The sequence below is a fragment of the Staphylococcus simulans genome (genome assembly GCF_025561465.1).
GTDB lineage: Bacteria > Bacillota > Bacilli > Staphylococcales > Staphylococcaceae > Staphylococcus > Staphylococcus simulans.
Genome location: NZ_CP095100.1, coordinates 870068 through 895946, shown reverse-complemented (window position 1 = coordinate 895946; position 25879 = coordinate 870068). Strand labels below are relative to the sequence as shown.

The 25879-nt window shown below is 35.8% G+C and carries 24 protein-coding genes; 3 read left to right on the top strand and 21 right to left on the bottom strand.

The window, feature by feature from the left end; translation table 11 throughout:
- Positions 1 to 13: 13 nt before the first annotated feature.
- From sdrM to MUA87_RS03870, 4 genes are all read right to left on the bottom strand, one after another.
- Positions 14 to 1351 carry a multidrug efflux MFS transporter SdrM gene (gene sdrM, locus MUA87_RS03885; protein ID WP_262551319.1) on the bottom strand — a complete coding sequence of 446 codons (1338 nt, stop codon included), beginning with the start codon at positions 1349 to 1351 and terminating at the stop codon, positions 14 to 16.
- Positions 1352 to 1434: 83 nt separating this feature from the next.
- Complete coding sequence (gene trhA / locus MUA87_RS03880) at positions 1435 to 2118, bottom strand: PAQR family membrane homeostasis protein TrhA (RefSeq protein ID WP_023014942.1); 684 nt, start codon at positions 2116 to 2118, stop codon at positions 1435 to 1437.
- 20 nt (positions 2119 to 2138) lie between these two features.
- Positions 2139 to 3332, bottom strand: a complete 1194-nt coding sequence (locus MUA87_RS03875; RefSeq protein WP_023014943.1) for a UTP--glucose-1-phosphate uridylyltransferase — start codon at positions 3330 to 3332, stop codon at positions 2139 to 2141.
- Positions 3333 to 3525: 193 nt separating this feature from the next.
- Positions 3526 to 4041, bottom strand: coding sequence for a metal-dependent hydrolase (locus MUA87_RS03870; RefSeq protein ID WP_002479507.1), 516 nt, complete (start codon positions 4039 to 4041; stop codon positions 3526 to 3528).
- A gap of 188 nt (positions 4042 to 4229) precedes the next feature.
- On the opposite strand from MUA87_RS03870, the gene MUA87_RS03865 reads away from it, so the two are divergent.
- Positions 4230 to 4490 (top strand): SunI/YnzG family protein, encoded by a 261-nt coding sequence (locus tag MUA87_RS03865; RefSeq protein WP_002479508.1) that lies wholly within the window; start codon positions 4230 to 4232, stop codon positions 4488 to 4490.
- Positions 4491 to 4571: 81 nt separating this feature from the next.
- On the opposite strand, the gene MUA87_RS03860 is transcribed toward MUA87_RS03865, so the two are convergent.
- The gene (locus tag MUA87_RS03860) at positions 4572 to 5663 is read right to left on the bottom strand and encodes a low temperature requirement protein A (RefSeq protein WP_060804378.1); all 1092 of its coding nucleotides are present in this window, start codon (positions 5661 to 5663) and stop codon (positions 4572 to 4574) included.
- A 149-nt stretch (positions 5664 to 5812) separates the two neighbouring features.
- Between MUA87_RS03860 and MUA87_RS03855 the strand changes: the two genes are divergently transcribed.
- Entirely contained in the window at positions 5813 to 6148 is a 336-nt protein-coding gene (locus MUA87_RS03855; RefSeq protein WP_002479510.1) for a heme oxygenase, read from the top strand.
- Positions 6149 to 6198: 50 nt separating this feature from the next.
- Here MUA87_RS03855 and MUA87_RS03850 read toward each other — a convergent pair whose 3' ends face one another.
- The 7 genes from MUA87_RS03850 to MUA87_RS03820 form a co-directional block, all read right to left on the bottom strand.
- Positions 6199 to 7569 carry a YjiH family protein gene (locus tag MUA87_RS03850; RefSeq protein WP_002479511.1) on the bottom strand — a complete coding sequence of 457 codons (1371 nt, stop codon included), beginning with the start codon at positions 7567 to 7569 and terminating at the stop codon, positions 6199 to 6201.
- 176 nt (positions 7570 to 7745) lie between these two features.
- Positions 7746 to 8708: a FecCD family ABC transporter permease gene (locus MUA87_RS03845; protein WP_002479512.1), complete on the bottom strand. Its 963-nt coding sequence runs from the start codon at positions 8706 to 8708 to the stop codon at positions 7746 to 7748.
- Positions 8705 to 9730: a FecCD family ABC transporter permease gene (locus tag MUA87_RS03840; protein WP_002479513.1), complete on the bottom strand. Its 1026-nt coding sequence runs from the start codon at positions 9728 to 9730 to the stop codon at positions 8705 to 8707. The genes MUA87_RS03845 and MUA87_RS03840 overlap by 4 nt, the downstream gene beginning before the upstream one ends.
- Before the next feature lie 31 nt (positions 9731 to 9761).
- Positions 9762 to 10751 (bottom strand): ABC transporter substrate-binding protein, encoded by a 990-nt coding sequence (locus MUA87_RS03835; RefSeq protein WP_002479514.1) that lies wholly within the window; start codon positions 10749 to 10751, stop codon positions 9762 to 9764.
- A gap of 281 nt (positions 10752 to 11032) precedes the next feature.
- Positions 11033 to 12103 carry an alanine racemase gene (locus MUA87_RS03830; protein WP_023014949.1) on the bottom strand — a complete coding sequence of 357 codons (1071 nt, stop codon included), beginning with the start codon at positions 12101 to 12103 and terminating at the stop codon, positions 11033 to 11035.
- A gap of 5 nt (positions 12104 to 12108) precedes the next feature.
- Entirely contained in the window at positions 12109 to 13866 is a 1758-nt protein-coding gene (locus tag MUA87_RS03825) for an IucA/IucC family protein (RefSeq protein WP_262551318.1), read from the bottom strand.
- On the bottom strand, positions 13863 to 15041 hold the full coding sequence (locus MUA87_RS03820) for an MFS transporter (RefSeq protein WP_002479517.1): 1179 nt from the start codon (positions 15039 to 15041) through the stop codon (positions 13863 to 13865). Before MUA87_RS03820 ends, MUA87_RS03825 begins: the two co-directional genes overlap by 4 nt.
- 106 nt (positions 15042 to 15147) lie before the next feature.
- Between MUA87_RS03820 and MUA87_RS03815 the strand changes: the two genes are divergently transcribed.
- Positions 15148 to 17115, top strand: coding sequence for an IucA/IucC family protein (locus MUA87_RS03815; RefSeq protein WP_262551317.1), 1968 nt, complete (start codon positions 15148 to 15150; stop codon positions 17113 to 17115).
- A gap of 92 nt (positions 17116 to 17207) precedes the next feature.
- Here MUA87_RS03815 and MUA87_RS03810 read toward each other — a convergent pair whose 3' ends face one another.
- The 9 genes from MUA87_RS03810 to MUA87_RS03770 form a co-directional block, all read right to left on the bottom strand.
- Positions 17208 to 17711 carry an Asp23/Gls24 family envelope stress response protein gene (locus MUA87_RS03810; protein ID WP_002479519.1) on the bottom strand — a complete coding sequence of 168 codons (504 nt, stop codon included), beginning with the start codon at positions 17709 to 17711 and terminating at the stop codon, positions 17208 to 17210.
- 67 nt (positions 17712 to 17778) lie between these two features.
- Positions 17779 to 18018, bottom strand: coding sequence for a DUF2273 domain-containing protein (locus tag MUA87_RS03805; RefSeq protein WP_002479520.1), 240 nt, complete (start codon positions 18016 to 18018; stop codon positions 17779 to 17781).
- Between the two features lie 15 nt (positions 18019 to 18033).
- The gene (amaP, locus tag MUA87_RS03800; RefSeq protein ID WP_002479521.1) at positions 18034 to 18582 is read right to left on the bottom strand and encodes an alkaline shock response membrane anchor protein AmaP; all 549 of its coding nucleotides are present in this window, start codon (positions 18580 to 18582) and stop codon (positions 18034 to 18036) included.
- A 150-nt stretch (positions 18583 to 18732) separates the two neighbouring features.
- Entirely contained in the window at positions 18733 to 20289 is a 1557-nt protein-coding gene (locus tag MUA87_RS03795; protein ID WP_262551316.1) for a BCCT family transporter, read from the bottom strand.
- A gap of 166 nt (positions 20290 to 20455) precedes the next feature.
- Entirely contained in the window at positions 20456 to 21469 is a 1014-nt protein-coding gene (locus MUA87_RS03790) for a zinc-binding alcohol dehydrogenase family protein (protein WP_262551315.1), read from the bottom strand.
- Positions 21470 to 21607: 138 nt separating this feature from the next.
- Positions 21608 to 22618: a zinc-binding alcohol dehydrogenase family protein gene (locus tag MUA87_RS03785; RefSeq protein ID WP_262551397.1), complete on the bottom strand. Its 1011-nt coding sequence runs from the start codon at positions 22616 to 22618 to the stop codon at positions 21608 to 21610.
- 12 nt (positions 22619 to 22630) lie between these two features.
- Positions 22631 to 23650, bottom strand: coding sequence for an NADP-dependent oxidoreductase (locus tag MUA87_RS03780; RefSeq protein ID WP_107539722.1), 1020 nt, complete (start codon positions 23648 to 23650; stop codon positions 22631 to 22633).
- 58 nt (positions 23651 to 23708) lie between these two features.
- A complete protein-coding gene (locus MUA87_RS03775; protein WP_262551314.1) occupies positions 23709 to 24596 on the bottom strand; it encodes an alpha/beta hydrolase in 888 nt (295 codons plus the stop codon).
- A gap of 125 nt (positions 24597 to 24721) precedes the next feature.
- Positions 24722 to 25735: an NADP-dependent oxidoreductase gene (locus tag MUA87_RS03770; protein WP_262551313.1), complete on the bottom strand. Its 1014-nt coding sequence runs from the start codon at positions 25733 to 25735 to the stop codon at positions 24722 to 24724.
- Positions 25736 to 25879: the final 144 nt, after the last annotated feature.

The following is a 25879-nucleotide window of genomic DNA, read 5'->3' as shown; positions in this document are numbered from 1 at the left end:
GCGGGATACCCAATTAGTCGTTTTGCGTTTGATTTCGATAAAAGACTATCCATAATAGGAATAGCATCATAATAAAGATGATAATCAAAACAACGTTATTTAAAATTCTTGCGCCTCCTACAATAAACGGTAAGGCATACATGCCGCCCATGATTGTAGAACCGATAGAATTACCTAAGTTCTTAGAAAGAGAATAAAACGACATCATCCGCTTCATCTCTCTCGGTGACGTTTCCTCTTGCACAATCACACTGTCCTTCGTATAAACAATACCGAAACTTGCGCCTGCTAACATCAATGTTGCGGCTAATAATATCGGTGCTGCATGTGTAACAAAGACAATCACACTACATAATAGTAAAGAAGTGAATGCGACAAGATACAACGCTTTTCTTGTTAATCCCGCTTCAATACGATGTAAATTGAAGTTAATCAACAACCAAGCTGCTGAAATCGGGAAAACCACAAATCCACTTTGGAGTGGCGATAATCCAATTTCTTCTTGTAAGTATATCGGCATGTATAAGTTATAGCCCATTAAGATCATCGCATATATAAAATCAGTAATAAAAATAATAGTGATGCGACGATTAAATTCTTCAATAGGTAAAAACGGTGTCGATACTTGTTTCTCAACTTTGACAAGTTTATAGGCAAATACGATACCAATCACAATCATGATACCTTTCAACCATATTGATAATGGTGTTGTAATCGCACCTAATATAAAGATAAGAACTAAATAGAAGAAGAACAGACCTTTTTGATCAAATGCTTCTCCACTTGATACTTGTTCCTCATCAAAAATAAAGGTCGTAAATGCCAACACACCAGCAACCACAGCAATCGGAATATTAATAAAGAATAACCAATGCCATGTCGCAAATTCTAAGATTGCACCACCAAGTAAAGGACCGATGATACTTGAAATCCCCCATACACTGCCGACAATCCCCATTATTTTATATCGTAACGGAATTTCAAAGGCAAGTTTCGGTACAATTTGGCTGAGCACCATCATGACACCTGATCCTAAACCTTGGATAAAGCGAGAGATAATTAATAAAGTAAATGTACTGCTTAATCCAGACATCAAACTACCGACGCTGAATAATAATAGTCCACCAATCGTTACATGTATAAGTTTAAAACGCGAAAGCAACTCCCCGACTAATGGATTCACAATAACTAGGGCAATAAAATAAATTGAGAACACAAGCGGAATCGAGCTCGTCACGTTTAAATCTGTTTTGATCGTAGGCAATGCTAAAGAAATGATAGATGTTTCGATAGCCGCCATAAACATAATTAAAATCAATGCGGTCACTACACCGATTGACTTCAAATCCATTTTCACACTTTGACACCTCTTTCTTTTTCTCAAATAAGAAAGAGGTCAAGGCTTCTATTCAACAAGAGCCTCAGCCTCTCCCCCTACATAAAATATAAAATTCCGATGAAATGACATAACGATGCTATCACAATAAAGATATGCCAGATCATATGAAAGTACGGACGATTCTTTTGTGCATAGAACCATGCACCAATCGTATAAGCAATACCGCCAAGCAAAATAAATAACATAAATTGCCATGAGGCTTCTCTCCAAATAATCGGAAGATATAAAATGCCGACCCAACCCATAATTAAATACATGAACAAACTGAGTTTAGGATTTACATTTTCAGCAATTGCTTTATACAAAATGCCCCATATCGTAATTCCCCATAGCAACACCATTATAATCCAGCCGAACCATCCGCCGACTACGACTAATGATACTGGTGTATATGTACCAGATATTGCTATATAAATCATACTGTGATCGATTATACGCATAATATATTTATGCGGTGAGTTATTTTGCATCACATGATAAATCGTTGATGAAATCAGCATTAAAAAGATACTGATGACATATATAGATACACTGACTGATGCCAATGTACCGCCATGAATATAACTATGGACTGCCGCATAAGGCAATACGATTAGTGTAATCAAAGCCGCTGCCCCATGTGAGACTGCATTACCGATTTCTTCACCGAATGATAAAGGAATAATATCTTTAAAACGATTGAGACCACGTTCACTATGTGTATTTGAAGTCTGTTTCAACTATGACTCCACCTTTACAATTAAATAAGATTTAAGCGTTTTAAATCTTGCGTTGCAGTTTCTACACTATCTTTGCCTTCACGATTTTTTAAAGGTGAAAACTCTTCTTCTCTAGGAACTTGCAGTGTAATAAAACTAGTTGCGTATTTAAAGATATCAAAATAGAACAGTTCAAATTTCAATGCAGGTGCTTTCACTACATTAAAGTCTTCATCTAATTGATTCAATTGTTTGATTGCTAAATGATATGGCAATTCACGATTGACTGCTGATTGGATAAATGCAAGTTTGAACGCATGAATACCGATATTCGCATTATGGAATGCATTTACATCTGAATCACCAAGTTCTGAGTATTCTAAGACACTATCTTTACAGTCAATATTGACTAAACGTCCAACACTTTCACCTTGTTTTGGTTCAATAGATTTTGTGCTGATATCACGATTAGCTTCTGCAGTAAATCCTGCAAAAACTGGATCCAATACACGTGCTAAAACATTATCAATATTGTTCATAAAGATAAACTTCACACCGTCTTCTTCCATTTTATCAAGATAGCCGTATGCATCTAACGCTTTAAATACGCCGCCATTTCCGTTTGGCGTTTCCATGACTTCAGCATTTTCTGTTAAGACAATCTCGCCTTTTTCGTTTAAAGCGACAATATTATCTTGTTTGAAGAAATGGATATAGTCAGGGTTATAGCCAAAATAGTTTTGTTGTTCAAAGAATTCTTGCGTTGCTTCATCATTGATATCGCTAGTCATAATATACCAGTCAATTGTACGTCCAGTTTCTTCGGCTAATTTTAATAGCTGTCTTGCTTGTAGTTCAAATAAGCTGACACCTTCAATTTCAAATGAACCTTTCGGACCATCATAACCAAGACGTGTACCTTGGCCACCTGCCATTAAGACAACCGCAAATTCACCCTTCTTAATCGCATCGATACCTTGAGCATAAAAGTTATTTAATTCTTCTGTTGAATAATCTTTGCGTACTCTATATTTAACTTCAGTCGCTTCAGATACTTCTTCAGTTTTATTTTGAGATTGTTCTACATAAAGTGATTCATACAAATCTAAAATTGCAGATAAGTCTAATGATTGTAATTTAGAAGCAATATTTTCTTTTTCGTTGGAACTCATTAATTTCTCCAATTCTAACAAATGTTGCTGATTGAATTTCTCTAATTTATTCTTATCTAACATGATACCTCTCCTTAAGTTTCTCCGCGATTACCAAGGGTTCTGTCTTTAAATATGTATTTGGCCAACATAAACCCTTCAATATTCTTGAATTATATCACAAATCAATTTTTCAAGCTTGAACCCCCACTTTAAAAAAGCAGAGGTTCTTAAAATCTTCTTTAATCATGTCGACAACACCTTGTCGTTCATTCTTTTATATATTCAAATGAAACCAGTGCATGAACCATTGATTGATGACTTCGCGGAATATAACATATGTTCCGCCAAAAGTAAATGCAGTGGCCAGTGATAAATCTACCATTCCACCAGTTTTAAATTGCATCGGCAGTTTAACTGATAATGGAAATGGATATAATAACTTAACACCTCTCGGCGTCAACATATCTAGAATGATATGAGAAACCATACCGCCGATAATTGCTGTCATATATACAGGAGGTGTATGTATAGTAGATAACAGCAACGCCACAAGTAGCGTAAATAAAATTGAATGTGTAAATGTTCGATGACCGAACAAAAGACGAACAATTAAGCTTAAAAACTTAAAACGACGCCCGATTTTACTTTGTGCATGACAAATGTCAGGCAATAAGCTTCCAGCCCCTGCTAAGACTACAGTGGTGATAGAAGTAAATAAATCGGGATGATAATAGTTGATGGCGAGTGTTCCTATGAGAAACCCGCATGATAAGTGTGTTTTCCCTGTCATCTCTATACTCCTTTCTAGTTGTTTTATTTTATCACAATTTCTTAATAAACACGAACATATTTTCGGACTGTATGTTCGGTTTTTAATTAGTATGACACATTTATAAAAAAGTATCTCACATTGCTTGAAAACGGTTTCCAAATAGTGTATAATAGCAATACAAAAATAATTAAAGGATGTGTTCCATAATGGCAATGACAGTAAAGAAAAATAATGACGAAGTTCGTATCCAATGGAGAGTAGCAGACATCAAAATCCCAACAGCAGATATTAAAAACATTAGAGAAGATCAAGATATCCATGCGGTACCAGAAGACGATGGCAGAGAGGTATCTCGTATTGGTTCTACATTTGGTAAAACTAACCGCGTTATTATTGATACTGATGATCACGAATACATCATCTTCACTTTCAATGACAAGAAAGTCTATAATGAACTCACAAAATAAATGAATTAAAAAAGTATAAACTAAAACCTTCCGCTTCTAATTCTGAAGTGGAAGGTTTTTTATTGATTAAGTTCTTTTAACTTAATCTGTCAATATATCCCTATTTTCAATATAATACATGCTGCATAGTACGATAATACCTATGATTTGAACTACTGTTATCAAGTGAATATTTGGAATGATAAATCCAATGACTGTAGTTACTAAGATAATGCCAATATACAGACCTTTTTTCTTTGTAATATTGCGATGTAAAATCGTATCAAAGAATACACCAAATAAGAAAACACAAAATGCGACGGTATAACCGATGCCTTCCGCAAAACTTAAAGGATGATCTGATAAGCCTTTATTCATAATCAAGAAAATAAAGTTTGCAGAATAAATAATGAATAAATGCAGGAACATCGTTAAAAAGCCTGTTGCTTCATCTTTCTCCTGATCCAAGCTACCTTTGTAATGGAACGTATAAATCACAAATAAACTAATGACCATTAAGAAATAGACAACATCTAGTGCTTTAAATTGAGAGAGTTCCATATTATTGACGATTTGAACAATCCCTTCTCCAAACAATAAAATCATAAACAAACTCAGTCGTTCAGTTAAATGTTTAAAAATAACTGGATTCTCTTTAGAAGCATTCGCAAAGAATGCAGGGAATGTCGCTGAAATCACGATACCGATAAAATATACCCAAAAGTTAATGCCTTTCGGTAGAAGTAAACCGACTACTGAAAACATGACAGTTAAAACAAGACCTGTTACATACACTTTTAAGAAACGCGCATTAATAGAATGGTCCACAAATTTATAACTTAAAACATACTGAATTATAATACTGATAAAGATAACTGTAGTTGTTGATGCAAACGCAACAAATGTTTCTTGGAAATTACCATTAATCGCTTTAGACAGATATAAAATCAGAAACATATCTATAAATAAAAAGACATATTGATACCATTTCTGTTCAAAGAATCGATTGACCAGCAATGTATGATAAATCCAAATTGAGAAAAATACTAAAAACAACATAAAATTTTTGCCAAGACTTTCCAAGTCGACTAATGAAGTAGAAATATGTTCCACTGTAATATTAATCGTCGAAAGTACATAAACAAAGACCAAATCAAAAAACAGTTCGGCCATACTGACTTCTTTTTTCTTCATTCACTTTTCCCCTATTAATTAAGATTCTTCTTTTTCTTTTTAAATATTGTACCACATGTTTTATAATCAAAATACTGATAATTACACACAATGAACATACAAAAAATCGGGTAAAGAAGATTAACAATGATTTTGAAAGGATGATAGTCTTGTATATTGTCACAAACCAAATAGAAGTGAAAAAAGGCTTTGCTGAAAAAATGGCAGGTCGCTTTACTTCCAACCCTCAATTAAAAGAAATGCCAGGATTTCATCGTGTTGAAGTTTCTTTAGTAGAAGGTGATCAAAAAGATACTGAGTTCATGCATGTTTCAACATGGTGGGCATCTCAAGATGATTTTGAAAATTGGAAGAATAGCGATGCTTTCAAACAAGCACATCAACGCCCTAAATCTTCTGAGTCAAATGCCTCATCAGAATCTCCTGTTATCGGAAACAACGTAGTAAAATCTCGTGTGTTATCCTCTTTAGGTACATTAGAATAATAAAAAAAGCTGAGTCGAGCAGTTTCTACTGCAAGACTCAGCTTTTATATTTAGAAGTATAAATGTGCCATTAAAGCAATAATTGGTAATACGATAATCGTTCTGAATAAGAAAATCACAAATAATTTCCAGACACTGACAGGAATCTTAGAACCTAAGATAACCCCACCGACTTCTGATAAGTAAATCAATTGTGAAATACTCAATGCACCGACAACAAATAAGGTAATTTGACTCTTCACACCATCAATTAAAATTGAAGGTAAGAACATATCCGCAAATCCGATCAACATAGTTTCAGATGCTCGTTCTGCTTCAGGAATGTGTAAGAGTTCAAGCAGCGGTACAAAAGGTTTCCCAATAATCTCAAAGACAGGTGTATATGTTGCGATAATCGTCGCAAGTGTCCCGATTGCCATAACAACTGGTAAAATTGCGAACCACATATCTGCAACAGTGACCAACCCTGATTTAAAGAATTGCAAAAGGCCTGGTGATTTGATTCCTTTTTCAGTCGCTAGATTAAATCCATGTTTGAAAGCTGATATGCCTTCAGGTTTAGATTCATCTTTCGCATATTCACTGTTTTCAACCGCATATTCATCTGGTACACTGCGTAACGGCCAAATTCTCGGCATAATCACTGCAGCAACTAAACAAGAAACGATAACTGTTAAATAGAAATAGAAGAAATGATTCTGCATCCCTACTGTTTCAGCCACTACAATCGCAAACGTCAGTGAAACAACACTGAATGTTGTTGAAATAACGGTCGCTTCACGTCTAGAGTAAAAGCCTTGATCATATTGCTTACTCGTAATGATAACACCAACTGTACCATCACCGATAAATGATGCAAGGTTATCCACTGTAGAACGGCCAGGCAAAGTGAATAATGGTCGCATGACTGGTCTGAAAATCGGTCCTAACATTTCTAATAAACCGAATTCCATCAGTAACGGTAAAAAGAGTGCCGCAAAAAAGAACACTGAGAATAACGTCGGCAATAAACTAGAAAAGATTAAATTTCCAGTATCGTCTGAATAAATCACTTTTGTACCAATATGTAAAAATGTCATCCATGCAAACACTACCGCTAATAATCTGACAACCAACCAAATCGGCGTCACATTAAACGTATTATTCAATAACCCATCAGACTTTAAGCGCTTCTTTAAGAAAGTCGAACAGCATAAAGTCAAAATACCAGATAATGTAATTACAATTAAAATTAAATACGGCATTGCTGGACCTAATACGTCCTTCAACCAACCTGCTAAAAATGCTACCAATAATGTCGTTTGTTGCTTTCCGTCTTGTGTCACCGGCACCGGTACTAAGAACAACATGATACCGAGCAATGACATGATAATGAACTTCAAACGTCCCTTGAAGATTTCTGATTTTGTATATTTTTCCATAGTCTCTCCCTTTCATTACAATACATTATAAGCGTATTGTAATGGTTAAGCAATAAGAATTTTAATACTTATACATAAATCTGTATAAATTTAACACCTTCAAATTCTAATACCCCAACTTCCCCTATAAAAAAACTGCCTCTCATGTTAATAAGAGACAGTTGTCTATTTCCCTATTACATTTTGCGTAAAACATAAATAAAGTATGGTGCACCGACAATCGCAATAATCACACCGACTGGAATGTCTAACGGCGGGTGAATGCCGCGTGCTAATGTATCACTGACTATAATTAAAATCGCACCGACTAATCCAGACATCATAATGATATGAATATGTTTATGGCCGACAATCGAACGTGCAATATGTGGTGCAATCAATCCTAAGAAACTCAGTCCGCCGACAACCGCAATAGAAGAACCTGCCAGCATAACCGCAAGTATCAACATTACCATTTTAACTGAACGAACTCTCGTACCAAGCGCAGTCGCTACTTGATCACCTAAATGAATAATATCTAAACGTTGCGCAAAAAATAAAATAAGCGGTACGGTCACAATAAACCACGGCAAGATTGAAATCACATGATCCATGGAACGTCCGAATAAACTTCCTGTTAACCATACTAAAGCTAAGTTGGCTTCTAATGGGAATCGAATGAGTAAGTATTGCACAATTGCCATACAAATCGCACCGATGGCTAAACCGATTAACGCTAAGTTTGAACCTTGTACTTCTTTACGTGCGATTAAATAAGATAATAATAAGCTGATGACTAAAGCTCCGATAAACGAAGCAACCGGCAATACATAAATCGGTGCTTTCGGGAAGAGAATCAAGACTGAAACAGCTGCTAAACTCGCACCTTTAGTAATCCCGATAACATCTGGTGATGCTAAAGGATTTCGTACAACACCTTGAATTACTGCACCTGAAATTGCTAAACTGCTGCCGACTAATAAACCGACATAAAGTCTTGGTTCTCGGTATTCATTGACGATAAAGTCATCTTGCATAATCCAGCCTTTGAGGGCTTGAAGCGGATTTACAAATACGGCACCTACACATAATGAGAAGATGGAAACGACGATCAATATCGCAATCACAATTATATATTTACGTCCTAAATGTCTTGTCATACTCGTTTCACTCCTCTCAATGTTAAGCCTAAGAAGTAAACCGCACCGACGAAGGATGTCACAATACCTACCGGTGTCTCAAATGGAAATGCAATTAAACGGCTGATGACATCTGATAATAATAAAATGGCAGCACCGAAAATCATCGTCAGCGGTATAATCACAAAGTAATTATGAGAAGTATAATATTTTACAATGTGCGGAACAATCAAACCGATAAATCCGATAGGTCCGGCAATTGAAACGGATGCTCCGGCTAAAATTACCACCAACACCCCTAACAATAATCGTGTTAACTTAATATTTTGACCTAGTCCTCGTGCTAACTCATCGCCAAGTTCTAACACTGAAATTTGACGTGCCATGAATAATGCACCGATGAATGCACCGATAATCCATGGTGTGATAGACAATACATCTCCCCATTTCAATGTTGAGAGTGTACCAACTAACCAGAAATAAACTGTCGTTGTAGAATCTTCATTTAATAAAATGATACCTTGTGTCAAACTTGTAAAGAACAAATGAACCGTCATACCAGCTAAAGCTAATTTGACTGGTGTCATGCCTTTCGTTGAGTCAGACAACATATAAACAATACTACCGCCAATAAACGCGCCGATAAACGCAAGTAATGTTGAAATTGAAGTCAATGCCGGAAAAATGACTGTAATCACAACAATAATAAATGATGCTCCGGCATTCACACCGAAGATTTGCGGAGATGCCAATGGGTTACGCGTCATTGCCTGCATAAATAAACCAGCAACTGCTAAAGCTGCACCAATCAATAGCCCGCCTGCCATTCTTGGCATACGGATATTATGTATAATAAATGTATTTTTCGTGTCATGATGCCATATTAAATAATCTGCAATATCTTTAAATTTCATATGTGTTGTGCCGACAGTCAAATTGAAATACATCACGATAAAAAGAAAGCACACACTCCCGATAAAGAGGAGTGTGGTGCGTTTTCTTTGTTTCTTTTCAATAAGGCTGTGGCTAGATTGGTTTGTCATAGCCATTCACCCTTCTAATCATCTTAATCGCTTATTTGTTGTTTTGTTCTTTAGATAGTTCTACTAACTCTTTCGCAATTTCTTCTGATGAAATTAAACCACGAGAACGAGACCAAGTACTACGATCTACAGTGTAAACACGTTTATGTTTAACTGCGTCGATTGTTTGCCATACTTTGTCATTTTGTTGTTTCTCTAATAATGGTTTATCTTTTTCATCAATCATGATGAACATTTGTTTTGGATTTACTTTCGCAATTTGTTCCGTACTCATTTTCAAGTATGGACCATCTAGGTATTTAGGTAAATCTTTTGATACATCTTTATTTAATGCTTCTTTAAAGCCTAATTGATGGAACACTTGACCAACATAAGATTTATCTGAGTGCGCCATAATATCTGTTTTAGTTAATACAGCAGGTAAAGCAGCTAAGTCTTTATCTAAAGTAATATCTTTTGAGTATTTATCCATTTTCTTATTATGTTCGTCTAAACGTTTTTCGCCTTCTTTTTCTTTATTCAAGGCTTTTGCGATTGTTTTGAATGATTCGATGTTTGCATCATAGTCACCATCAAAACTTGGTAATAAGATAGTTGGTGCAATTTTGTTTAATTCTTTATAAATACCTTTATGACGTTGTGCATCCGCAATAATCAAGTCAGGTTTTTCTTTACTGATTACTTCTAAGTTTGGTTGTTTACGTGTACCGACTGATTCGTAATTTCCGATTTTCTCACGGATAGGTTTGATAATACGATCTTTTTTATTATCGTCTGCAACCCCTACAGGTTTCACATCTAATGCAGCTAAAGCATCAACGAATGAATATTCTAAAGCAACGACACGTTTCGCATCTTTTTTCACTTTCGTTGTGCCCGCTTCATTTTTTACTGCGATTGTATCATCTGAAGATTTACTATCAGACTCTTTTGAACTATCTTTGCTGTTATTGCCGCAAGCCGCAACGACAGTCAAAGCAAGTACTAACATAAGAATACCAAGAAACTTTAATCTATTCATGTTTCCACTCCTTCATATTGTTAGATGCTCTATGAGACAACAAATGAAATGTAGCTGAAGGTCAACTCAGTTATCTTTCTCGTGCCAAGTTATGTATGAAGGTCGTATGTATCTACGTACCATCCATTTAGATATATCCCATTTATCGCTCATTCAATCATCTTACTTTTTATTTTATTGATAACGATTCTCAATGTCAACATGGTTTTAGCAATAATAAACAAAAAACCGAACAAATTTTGTTCGGTTTACAATATTGTCAATTTTTTTGCCTATATCTATCAAGGATTAATTTGAACATGATCATGATTGACTTCAAAATGGTCCACTAAAATTTGTACACCAGCATCTCTGATATACACATGTTTCAGCGTCTTTTGATACATACTTTGTGCTAATGCATTATAACCTAGCGTAAACTCAATGATATCTCCTGTTTGATAATAATCTGTGTTTTGTAAATCAATCATGAGGTGATCACTTGTCGCACCCATAATTTTCACTTGATCATTTAAAGGAGTAATATCTTCTATCACAGTATCAATATGACCGATGTCTAAGATGGCCTGTAAATATGAGCGATCATGTTGAATATCTATTCTTGGTTTGACTTCAATAATTTCTGCTTTCAAAGTAATCGCATTTTGGAAGAGATAATGAATCGGCTTTTGATCTACTGTACTGATACCGCGAAATAATGACTCGCCTATTCTTAAATGGTTGATTCTGCCGAACGTACAATAATCAAGTAATGGTAACGCACTTGAGTTGCCACCTGAAATCATTTTTAAAGTATAACCCGTTTCTTTTTCAACTGCTTGTACAAATTGATTCATACGTAAAATATCTTCTTCAGTCGGCGGAATATCTAAAAAGCACATAAAATTAAAAGCCAGTCCTGTTAAACATATATGAGACATATACATGATTTCTTCTATGTACTTAACAACGTCATACGTTAAGACACCTTCACGACTGTCCTTCCAATCTACCATTAATAATATTTTATGTTTTTTGCCCATTGATTTTGCAGTTTCATTCAATAAGCGAATCGTTTCAAGATCCGTTTGGATACTAATATCAGTTTTCTCAATACAATCTTCTAATTCACTGCGATTAGGCGTGCGAATCAACATATAAGAGAGTGCACCATCATGAATTTGGTCAATATTGACCATACGTGCGTCACCCATCTGATCAAAACCAAGTGTTTTCAATGATTCAACAATCAGCTTATCTCCAGCGATACATTTAATCACTGGCATCATTTCTAAATTTCTTTGTGCCAGCTTTTCTTTCAACATCAATGCATTGAATTGGATTTTGGCTAAATCTATTTCTACATAAGCCATGGGGTTCACTCTCCTTCTTTCAATGGGTTATCTAAAATCGTATTTACGTATTTTTTTACTTTGCCTTCCATGCGCATTCTTAATAAAGATTTCACAGTAATCGTCGTTCCAAAGAGAATTTGGTTCAAGACTGTCGCATGTGGTTTATTCGGATCAATCGCATGGCGTGTAATTTCTTGAACAATCGTAAACAACTCTTGTTCTGTCACATCCTCATGCTGACTCAAATGATAAATTAATTCACCCATTTGATTTTGAATGACTGCGTGTTGAAATTTCGCAATCACCGCTTCAATATCTTCCGCAATTAAGCTTTCATTTTCAACTTTGACGTTTGGAATTTTCTCTTCCATCGTTTCTAAATCTATACGAGAGCCGCCTAAATCTCTGACCATAAAGGCCATTTTATAGTCCTTGCCAAGTTTCACAATTGTATTTTGCATGTGCGCTTCTAACGCAATGCCATACTCTTGGATATAGGCAATTAATGGTGGAATTAAAGTATGTGCATAGACTGTCATGAAATGCTTGATTGATTGTGCTGAAATTTCACGATCAACCCATTCTAAGTAACTGTCCACCACTTTCATGTCATCTACAGGATTTTGATTTACTAAACTTGCGGTTACGACAGTTACACCTTCACCATCAATCATCGGACGTTCTCTGACAATATAAGCTAATTGTCGTGCTTGATCTGGTTCAATAGCCGCATGTAAGCCGAACGGTTCTCTCGCCACTTTAAGTTGCGGATAGACGTTCAACATATCTTGTAATTCATAACTCAATTTCGGTCCATCTACTGTCGTGACTGAAGAAACCGTACGAATGGCACTCGTTGCCTGTACTTGAACGGGCAATTTAATATGATAAGGACGCTCTAATAACGCCATCGTTCTAAATGATAAAGTTGCCTTTGACTTCAAAGTGATGGGTGTCGGTATTAAACGTTGTTCCTGAATCCAAGTTTTAAATTGTTCTACAATGACATGTTCATATTGCCATGGATGAATTATGACAATTTCAAAGTCATCGATATCATAACCGAGCGCTTTCGCATAATCTTTCAATTGGGCTTTATCATCTTTTAGAACTTCATTCAATATGAAATCAGGATCAGAAGAAGCGCTGGTTGTCACTGCATCTTCTTTTCTCAGCAGCATGACTTTTAGTGGAATGATTTGTTCGAACTCTGGCGCATAACGCATCACTTCTTCGTTCGTTAAAGGCAGTTTGGTTTTGGATAATGGATGAGTCGGATGTCCTTCGACAACTAAACTCTCTGAATATAATAAATCATCCATTCCACCTAATGCATTCATATGCGACATCCAAGCAAAATAATTCAAGCTCACTGGCATTCTCGAAAATTTCATACTATCTTGAATGAGCTGATTGCGTTTCTCCATTTGCGCATAAGTTAAATCAAAGCCACGTCGACTATGAATCAACTCTTGTTTTAAACGAGTCGGGAACGCTACTTCAAAATCTTGTTCTAGCGTGTCGATTAGTTGTTCTAAGGATGCTATCGTCTGTTGTTTGTCTCCCTCTTGCAGTTCCAGCGGCCCTTGCATTTGATAGCGTTCAAATGCATATACACCATTAAAGCTGACTGAGAGTACTTTACCTTGATATTGAACTTCTAACCGATGATTTTGTTTCGTAATACGTGTGCCTTCGTTAAAAATGTGTTCTTTAATCATGGCGTTGAACACACGATGCTGCATATTGATATCTGCTTGTTGTAATGTTGTTTGTCTCATATTACACTTCCTCTATTCTTAAGTTCTTTCATCCCATAAAAGAGCGCTGCAATGAGTAATGTACTAAGACCCATTGTAATAAATGTCGGTACAATGCCGATAAGTTCTGTTAACGCACTCATAATAACTGCACCTAATGGAATCATGCCGCGATCCATCATCACAATACTTAAAATTCTGCCACGTCTTTCAGGTTCAATATGTGTTTGAAAATATACACGATTCGTTGTCCGTGCACATTGACTAAATAAACCGATTAAAAAGATAAAGCCGAACAGCAGAATTGTATTCGGCATAACTACCATCAGTAATGCGATACCAAACAGGATAGAACTTAAATAGTATACATTAATTGAATAAAATAATTTCAGTATCTGCGGCAATAATAACGTTGCGGTAATACCACCGATAGCACTGAAAGTCATTGCGATGCCAAATACTGAAGCCTGACCAGGAAAATTCAAACTGGTTAATACCGGTAATAAGGTGGTATAAGAGAAGCCAGTGGCCATAATCAACAATGACGTAATAAAGATATGGAGTCCTTGTCCATGTGTTTTAAAATAATCTTTGACGACCGTTGCAGAGAAACGTGCTGCACCTTCTTCATCTGAAGCTGAAGCGACTTTGAAATGAAGTGGCAAGCATAACAGCATAGCACCTATGTAAACCAAGGTTTGTGCTAAAAATGCATATTTCACATTCAACACTGCGATAATGCCCCCTGCAATCGCTGGTCCGATTGATCGACAAATATTAATGATAAACGAATGATACGATACTGCTTTGACTGTACTGATTTTATCAGATAAATCAGGCAAAATCGCCTGTCTGACAGGTGTCTCTACAGCATTAAGTATGCCTCTTAAACAAGCATAAATCAAAATAATATATATAGGTAATTCCCTGTATTCAAAGCTCAACAAACATAAGATTGCTGTTAAAGTTGTAGAACCTGTGACAGTTATTCGAATTAATCTCCCTCTATCGAATTTATCAGCTAAAGCCCCTGCCCAGATACTTAGAAATAAGATTGGTATCAGTCTGACGAAATTGACCAATCCCAAATAAAAAGCATTGTGATATTGCTCGTATACATACCAATTCAATGCGATTTGTCCGATCCAATTCCCCAAAAACAGTAGGAATGAACTTGGGAAAAAATATTTTGCCATTTTTTATTCCACCTGTCTTTTTAATTGATAATGATTATCATTACCGATATGATGGATTATACAAATCTTTAGTTGTTTTGTAAAATAATTAAATAAGAGGTGTATTATGGAAAATATATTACAACAAACAAATGAACAACCTATAAAGCTCACAGCAGAAGAACAATCTGCTTATGATTACCTTTCTACATCCCATCCACAATGGGCTGAGCAATTTAAAACTATTTTACTAACTGCAAGAGACTTGGTTACGAAACGTTTAGTCGTTTCAATTTATCGAGAAAATATGGTCAATCAAGGCCGACAAGCACAAATTATAAATAATACAGATTTACCTTTTGAGTTATCATCGAACACAGGCAAAGTCATGAAGATGGATTGGCCGACATCTAGACTGACACTCTATGCGCCAATTTCAGGATTTCATGCTTTTGACCGTATTGATATGGATGGTCCATTTTATTTCACAGAAATGGATAAACCAGAGACACACCAACGCATTATGCATCCAGAAGAAGTATTAGAAGTGATTTTAACAGAAGCACCTAAATTCAAAGGACCAGCAAGTGATCAATTCAGTGACGATATGATGAATAGTGTAGCCAATATGGCACTCGCACTCAGCTATCAACATATCACTTTAAAAGATGATACACGTGCTATGTTCGATATTATCGCACACGCATCAGATAGTTATTTATGTTCTGAGCAATCAGTCATTGAAGGTCACCCGCTTCACCCAGGTGCCAAATTACGCAAAGGTTTAACACCACAAGAAAACATTCAATATTCATCTGAATTCCAACAACCCATTGCATTAAAATGGATTGCGGTACACAATGACCTCGTTCGTACACAAACACTTGAGCATACATATAATGAAACGCTCTTTAAAAACTTCGAAGGTTTAGAAAGTGCCTTTAACCAAGCAATCCCTTCAGATGAACACAATCATTACAGCATTATTGTGTTACATCCTTGGCAATATGATGAGATTTTAGAACGTGACTATGCACAAGAACTTGATGCAGGTCAAATTAAGACAATCCCTTACGAAACATCTTATTATGCAGGACTGTCATTTAGAACTTTAATGCCGAAATGGCCAGAAACAACACCGCATGTCAAACTCTCAACCAATGTGCATATTACCGGAGAGATTCGAACATTGTCAGAACAAACAACGTTTAATGGTCCACTTGTGACGCATATCGTTAACCAGATATTGACTGAAGACCCTTTATTTAAAGATATTCAAGCTTCTGGAATTTCTGAACTAGCGGGTATTCATTTCTATCACAAACAAGATCAAGGCGACTATCAAACAGAACGCAGTGAACAGCTTGGTTCACTCTTAAGAGAAAATGTTTATCACTTAACAGCACCTGATACTATTAACATCATTCCATCAAGTTTAGTAGTTAGTAATCCTAACGCTGAAATTGCAGTGATAAATTCGTTAATTGAACGTTATCAAAGTGCGAAGCAAACAGAATCTTTTGAAGCTGCTTCAGAAGCTTGGCTTGCTGAATATGCGCAAGCATTAGTCGATATTGTGATTCCATTAATGGTGAAATATGGTATTGCTTTAGAAGCACATTTACAAAATACAGTGGCTTCATTCAATGAAGATGGCAGCTTAAATCATATGTTCATTCGTGACTATGAAGGTTTACGTATTGATGAACAACAACTCAACGACAGTGGTTTCTCTTCAGAACATTTCCATGAAAAATCACGTATCTTAACTAGCAAATCAACTTCAGTATTCAACAAGGCGTTCTATTCAACTATCCAAAACCATCTTGGAGAGCTAATTTTAACAATCGCGCAACATACACAAGAAAGCGTGATATCAGAAAACAAATTATGGGATGTCGTTAAACAGATTACACAAAAGAAATTCAATCAAATGCAAGCAGATCATACGATTGATAATGAACGTTTAGCTGACATCAAACACACATTCTTTGATGAAACGATTGATTATAAATGTGTTACTACTATGCGCTTAGAAGATGAAGCACATGACTATACGTATGTAAAAGTTAAAAATCCTTTAGCAACAGAATAAAAAATGTATCAAAAAGAGGGCGGTATTTTGAAGTTATCTTCAAATCCGCCCTCTTACTTATTTATATTACTAAATCACGATGCAACGCTGAATTATTGTAAACCTTTATCTTGGTTCTTTTGTTGCTCTTGATTATTTTTTTGTTTTTGTTCAAACTCTTTACGAGTCATAACATCTTCAACACGCATGTTTACTTCAACTACTTGAAGACCAGTCATATATTTTACTTGTTCTTTAATTAAGTCTGTCACTTTATTGAAGATTTTTGGTGCTGATTCACCATATTCTAAAACTACTTTTAAGTCTACTGCAGTTTGTTTTTCTCCTACTTCTACTGAAACACCTTGTGTCACATTTTCAGTGTTAGAGAATTGATTACTGATACTATCAACAAAGTTGCCTTTTAATGATAAGATACCGTTAACTTCACGTGCAGCAATACCTGAGATTTTTTCAATAACTTCATCTGCAAATGTTAATTTATTTTGGAATTTCGGTTGTTGGTTTTGTTGGTTTTCTTGTTGTTGCTGTTCCACTTTATTCACTCCAGTTTCTTGATCATATGCTTGTTTTGCTTTTGTATTATCTACTGCCATAGTACATTCTCCTTTTCAAACATATTATATTTCGTCTATACCCTTAAACTAATTTTCAAATTATAAATTAACTCCATCGATTTAAAAAGTTGAGAAATTGTTGCTTACGGTCTTTAATATACCCAATTCCTATTCCAATCAAACACAACACGATAATCAGGATGGTTTTCCAAAAGCCGAGTGTTAAGAATAAGATTGCGATAACTAAAAACACTAAAAATCCGACAATTCTACCAATATAACTTTTAATAAAATTCACCACGTGTTGTGTTGAATCATTTGGTTGTTGATTATTTTCGTTTGGCATCTGGGTCTCCCTCCTTTATAGTACTCTTGGACTTGATGGACTTTTCTGATCTTTCACATTAACCTCTAATTTTCTTACAGGAATTTCTGTGAAATATTCTACGTTTTTCTTAATATCTGTTCTGACATTTTCTGTTAAAGTTCGTGCATGAGTATCATCTGGTAAAAAGAAGTCCGCTTTTACATCTATGTACGACTTTTTCTTTTTACTGTAGCACTTCGTAACAACATTCGGTTGCATCAACTGCTCGTAATTAGCCATTGTGTCATACACGACTTTCTCGATTGATTTTCTTGAAATATATATATGACCATCTTTATAAAATTTATAAAGACCTGGCTTGCGATGTGTCGGCGCAAATAAGCTGAACACCAAAATAATACCTAACACAATTAACAGTCCAGCCAACGTAAAGAGTACTGGTAAGAACCATGCAAATGTCAGTAATTGTTGTTGGTAAGTTTCAACTTGTGGAATCTGCGGTACTTTAGCGAGCATAAACACTAACATTCCGACAACCACCACAATGATTAATCCTAAGATGAAATTCTTCAATCTTCTCACGGTGCTGCACCTCCTCATATCAATGTTTGTGACGTTACTTTTTTATACCCCGACTCATTTATAAAAAAACACAATAAATTTTATTGTAAAAAATAAAAGCATAAGTTTGTTTATCTTATGATAAAGCAACTTATGCCTTCATTTTTTTAACTATTCTTCTATTTCTTCTCTGTTACTTTTATGCGATAAGACTTCCGAATGTTTAAATCTGGGTTGTTGGTACCGTGGTTTTTCTTCACTTAATGCTCTAAACAACGACCACATCATTAAAATAATAACGATTGAGAATGGCAGTGCTGCGATAATTAATAAGTTTTGAATCGCTTGTGTTCCGCCTGTATAAATCATAATCAACGCAAATAGTGCTAAAATCACACCCCAAGATACTTTAATTGCTGAAGCTGGGTGGATACTTCCTTTTGCACTTAACATACCAAGCACATAAGTTGCTGAGTCTGCTGAAGTGACGAAGAAAATCATGATAACTACTAACGAAACCAGACTTAATAAAAAGCCGAGCGGATAGTGTTGTAAAGTTGCGAAGGTAGCTGTTTCTGTTGCTTCTTTCGCAATATCCGCAATACCGTTTTTCTGTAAATAGATTGCAGCTGATCCGAAGACTGCAAAGAAGAAGAAACAAACTAAGGCTGGTACAAATAAAACACCTAAAATAAACTCTTTAATAGTACGACCGCGTGACACACGCGCAATAAAGATTCCTACGAATGGTGCCCACGAAATCCACCATGCCCAATAGAAGACCGTCCAGTTCTGCATCCATTGGAATTTTTCTCCGCCGTTTTGCGGAATACGTAAACTCATCCCAAAGAAATTGTAAATATAATTACCTAATGAGTTTGTAAAGTTATTTAAAGTAAAGAGTGTCGGTCCGACTGCGAATAATACAATTAAAACGATAAACGCTAAAATCATATTAATATTACTTAAAGTTTTAATCCCTTTATCGATACCTGACCATGCACTCCATGTAAATAAGAACGTCGCAATAATCACGATAATAACTTGCATGCCGAAGTTAGATGGTACTTTGAATAAATAGTTTAATCCTTCGTTAATTTGCAACGCACCAAACCCAAGTGTTGCCGCAACACCTGTTACTGTCGCAATAATTGCTAATACATCAATGGTACCGCCTAGCGGTCCATTCATACGTTTTTCACCTAATAACGGTACCAACGTTGCACTCACTAAACCTGCATAACCACGATGGAAACTGAAATAAGCGAATACTAACGCAACAATACCGTATACGGCCCAAGCATGAACGCCCCAGTGGAAGAACGCAAACTGCATCGCATCATCAATGGCTGCTTGAGTTCCAGCTTTATGTATCGGCGTTTGAGTAAATGCATGACTGATAGGTTCAGCTGTTGTCCAGAAAACTAAACCGATACCCATACCTGCACTAAATAACATCGCAAACCATGATTGCAGTGAAAACTCTGGATCTTCTCCTTCTTCTCCCAAAGTGATATTTGAATAACGTGAGAAGAGTAAGTAAATACATACAATCAATATCACTAATAATAAAATCAGATAATACCATGTAAAGTATTTAGCGATGAAAGTTGTAATTTGTTGTGTCCCTGCTTCAAGTTGTTTTGGGAAAATCGCACCATAGATTACAAATAATGTACAAATGACGAGCGCAAACCAAAACACTTTGGTAATCTTTTTCTCTTTCATACCAATAATCCCTTTCTAAATTTGTTGATAACATGTAATTACCCGCTATGACGCTTTTCAATCTCATTTATACAATTATTTTTCTTCTCATAAAAAAACTTATCAAATTTATTATGTACTAAAAATAGAAGCACTGAGAAAATGATTCCCAGTGCTTCAAAAATAATTATTCGTTTTCCATATTAATCACTAATTTACCAATCATGGATTGATTTTCTAATAGTTGATGCGCTTCATATAATGTTTCTGTAGTTAGCCCTTGTATTTCCTTCGTTTTCGTATGTTGATACGTACCCGCTTCTACCTTCTTAGTCAAATCTGTCAAATGACGATGGAACGTAATCACATTTAAACCATAGTCCGCACGACCAAACATATAATCATGTGTGAATGTCACGCTCTTACCTTTCAATAAGTTTAAATCTTGTTTTTCATCAAAGGCCACAATTGTGACAATATGACCACGTGCTTTAACTAAATCAATCATTAATTCATAATAGCCATCCGTGTCATACGTACAGAAAACATAATCAAATGGCGCAACTTGATGTTCATCTAATTGTGCTTTGATATCTTCTTTATGATTAATCACTAAGTCAGCACCCATTTTTTCTGACCAAGCTTTTGTTTCTTCACGTCCAGCAGTTGTCACTACTTCTAATCCATAAGCTTTCGCAATTTGTGTTGCGATACTGCCGACACCGCCAGCACCGTTAATAATGAATAATGATTTGCCTTTATTATTTTCAGGATTAGATGAAATGTTGAACGTATCGAATAACACTTCATACGCTGTTAGTGCTGTTAACGGTAAGCTAGCTGCTTCTGTAAATGTTAAGTTACTTGGTTTTTCACCTACATAACGTTCATCCATCACTTGGTACTCTTCATTTGAGCCATCATAAAAGCTCGCACCTGAATAGTAAACTTCATCGCCGACTTTAAATAGTTCACAATCTGGTCCTGTTGCTTCTACCACACCTGCCGCATCAAACCCTAAAATCCGTGGTGCTTTTTCAACAGGCGCTTGGCGAATTTTAGTATCTACAGGATTAACACTGATGGCTTTGACTTTTACTAATAATTCATTGCCTTTTGGTTCAGGCTTCGTTTTATCAAATTCATAGAATAAATTACCTTCAGATAATTCAAATCCTCGTTCTGCACCGATTGCTTTCATTTATATCGTTCCTTTCTTTATATGTTTGTGCCCTTATCATAGAATGACCTATATGAATAAGCAATTTTTCCGTCTTATAACAAAATGACACTAGAATTTCGCTTTGTCAGCATGCTTCTAGTGTCATTTATATTTTAATTATGATTCCATATCAAACACAATTTTACCTTTCATCACATGGTCTTCTAGTAATTGATGCGCTTCAAATAGCGTTTCTGGCGTTAATTCATCGAAGACTTTCGTCACTGTCGGTTGATAAACACCCGCTTCTACTTTTTTAGAAACGTCTGTTAAATAACGGTGATATTGAATCACATCTATATTATTCAATGAACGTGCAAACATATTTTCATGTCCAAATGTTAAACTTTTACCTTTCAACAAGTTCAAATTTTGTTTTTCATTGAATGCGACAATCGTCGCAAGTGTACCACGTGCTTTTACAAGATCAATCATTGTTTCATAATATAAATCTGTATCGAACGTGCAGAAAATAAAGTCAATGTCTTTAACATTGTTAGCTTCAAGTTGTGCTTTCATATCTTCTTTATAATTGATTACTAAATCTGCACCCATTTTTTCTGACCAGGCTTTAGTTTCTTCTCTGCCTGCTGTCGTAACGACTTTAAGTCCGTATGCTTTAGCGATTTGTGTCGCAATACTGCCGACACCGCCTGCACCATTGATAATTAATAAGGTTTTCCCTTTATTATTATCAGGGTTCGTAGAGATATTGAAAATATCGAAAAGAACTTCATACGCCGTAATAGAAGTTAATGGAAGACTTGCCGCTTCTGTATAAGATACATTGCTAGGTTTGGTCGCCACATAACGTTCATCCATCGTTTGATATTCGGCATTAGAACCATCAAATTTCAATGAACCAGAATAAAAGACTTCATCGCCAACTTGGTAAAGTTCACAGTTATCTCCTGTTGCTTCAACAACACCTACTGCATCATATCCTAAAATTCTAGGCGGTTGTTCAATAGGTCTTTGACGTTGTTTAGTGTCAATCGGGTTTGCGCTGATTGCTTTAACTTTAATTAATAATTCTCTATCTTTTGGCGTTGGTTTTTCTTTATCAAATTCATAAAATAAATTGCCCTCTGATAATTGAAAGGCACGATCTGCTCCAATTGCTTTCATCATCTATACACCTCATTTATCTAATACATCAGAAATTTTTATCACTTGTTTACCAAAATTCTCACCTGTGAAAAGATTATTGAAGGCTTTAGGGACTTGGTCAAAACCTTCTGCTACAGATGTTTTCGTTTTAATCTTACCTTCTTTAACCCATTGTGCTAATTCTTGACCTGCACGCGCAAAGTCATCTTTGAATTGATGCACTAAGAAACCTTGCATCAATGCTTGATGTTTAATTAACATCGGTTGCACTGCGGGTTCGTAAGAAACTTCTGTATCATTATATTTAGAAATAGAACCGCATACCGGTATACGTGCGAATGTATTTAAGTGTTTAAATACTTCATTTGCGACAGTTCCGCCAACGTTTTCAAAGTAGACATCTACGCCGTCCGGTACTGCTTGAGCTAAGGCTTTTGCATAATCTTCTTTCTTATAATCCACCGCTTCATCAAAGCCTAGTTCATCAACAAGATAGCTTGTTTTCTGATCTCCGCCTGCAATACCGACAACACGGGCACCTTTGATTTTTGCGATTTGGCCAACCACTGCACCGACTGCGCCAGAAGCCGCTGAAACCACGACTGTTTCACCAGCTTTTGGTTGACCGATATCTAACAGGCCATGGTATGCTGTTTGACCAGTCATGCCTAAAACCCCTAAGAATAAATAAGGTGGTACATCTAAATCTGGCAAATGCATTAAATCATCAGCTTTCACTGTACTGTATTTTTGCCATGGCAACATACCAGACACTGTGTCACCTTTTTTAAAGTCAGAATGATTGGATTCTGTTACTTGTCCAACTGCTAAACCTACAATCGGCTGGTCTAATTCAAAACCGCCGATATAAGAATTCGTATTCGGCTTCATACGATTACGCATATAAGGATCAGCTGAAATATAAGCTGTTTCAATTGTGACTTCTCCTTCTTCAGGTGAAGCAATATCAATCGTTTCAAAGCGAAAGTCCTCTGCTTTAGGCAATCCTTCTGGATATTGTGCTAACACAATTTGTTCATTTTGTGTCATTTCATCCGCTCCAATCTATGAGTCATTATATTATTAGTATTGCCGAATTATGATTTTTCTAACCTTGCTTACTGCCCCATAAGAACTTAAAGATATTTTCCGCAACTTTATCACTCTCATGAAGTTGACTATGTTGACCTTGTTTACCTTCTATCAAAAGTTCACGATAACTTTTCGCATGATCTTTCATAATATATTTTAAAGATTTAGAAGAAGCATTTGTCACACGACCATCACTGTGTGTACCATCTTGGATATCTCCATAAATATTTAAGATTTCTACATTTTTATAGGCAGGATCTTTTTTCAACTTCAATATTTCTACATAACCATCTGTCATTTGATCAGGCTTCCCATTTTTATCTAATGTTACTTTTCCTGGTTCATCTCCCATACCGATGATGCCATTAAAGATACCTGCGATATTGACTTGTTTATGTAAAGTCGGCAAGTCTGGATTATTACTATTGTCTAACATGTACTTCGCAAACGACATATTACTCATAGAATGTGTCACAATGTTGAATTGTTTAAATTGATAATCTTGTTGTAACGCTTCAAGTACATTTTTAATCCAAAATGCATTCAGTTTCATGTCACCATTTTCGTTATCCTTCAAATTAACTAAAACAATCGGGTGTTTATCTTTCGTATCAAATTTACCTTTTAAAGTGACATGGCCATTTGCCCCTACTGTCGCGACGACCGGCTTTTTCGTATAGCCTTCTTTTTGTGCCTGTGTTTCAAAGAAGCGTAATGAATTCACACTGCCGCCATAACCATGCATAAAAATTGTAGGTGTATTGATTTTTGTTTCTTTATCTAACGGATTTGTGGGGTGATATTCAGCCCATATATACTTAATAATACCTAGTACGCCTAAAACAATCGCAATAATGGCGATAATTCTAATCGTTTTCGCATCAGGTTGATTTTGTTTCTCCATCTCTATCCCCTCGTTCTTTCCTGCTGATTGTATATTTTCACTTAAGTATAGAGGTTTCTTTAAAGGACTGCAATGAAAAATAGGCATTCTAAAAGTGGTGTATCACCTTTAGAATGCCTAAATGATTAATCTAATACGGAAGAAACTTGAACGATTTGTTTGCCAATTTCTTTACCTGTAAAGAGTGCTCTGAATGCACTTGGGATGTTGCCGAAGCCTTTTACTAATGACGTTTTTGTTTTGAGTTTTCCATCTTTGATCCATTGTGCTAAGTCTTTTTCAGCACGTTCAAAATCATCTTTAAATTGAGAAGCTAAAAACCCTTGCATCAATGCTTGATTTTTAATCAACATTGGTTGAACAGCGGGTTCATATGATATTTCTTTATCATTATAGTTAGAGATTGAACCACACACAGGTATTCGCGCAAATGAATTTAAATGCTTAAATACTTCATTCGCAACTGTACCGCCGACATTTTCATAGTATACATCGACACCATTTGGTACTGCTTTAGCTAATGCTTCAGTATAATCCTCTTTTTTGTAGTCGACTGCGTCATCAAATCCAAGTTCATCTATGAGGTATTGTGTTTTAGCTTTACCTCCGGCAATACCTACTACATAGCAATCTTTGATTTTCGCAATTTGGCCGACGACTGAACCGACAGCACCTGATGCTGCTGAAACAACAACCGTTTCACCAGCTTTTGGTTGGCCAATTTCTAACAAACCATGATAAGCCGTTTGACCCGTTGCACCTAAAGCACCTAAATACCAATGCACTGGTATATCATCATCTACATTTAGCACTTCTAAATCTTCTGCCGGCATTGTATTATAACGTTTCCATTCAAACAGACCTCTGACAATGTCTCCTTCTTTGACTGTATTGTCTTTTGATTGAATTACCTTTGCGAGCCCTCTTCCCCATATTGGTTGATCAATTTTGAAGGCTGTCACATAAGAAGCCCCTTTAATCATGCCATTACGAAAATAAGGATCAATTGATAGGTATGCTGTTTCTAATAACACTTCACCTTGTTTTGGCTCTATGATTTCAGCTGGTTCATAACGAAACGTTTGTTCATCTGGTAATCCGTCTGGAAATTGTGCGAAGACAATTTGTTCATTTTCCATTTTAACCGCTCCTTTTTTTTACTTATACTTCTAAATTAAATGTGAAATGCATAAAGTTCAATATAAGCAACTTAAAAAGCCGTAACTGAATGGAGGCAGTTACGGCTTCGTTTATATTTGTGAGAAGTTATTAAGGAATTTTCT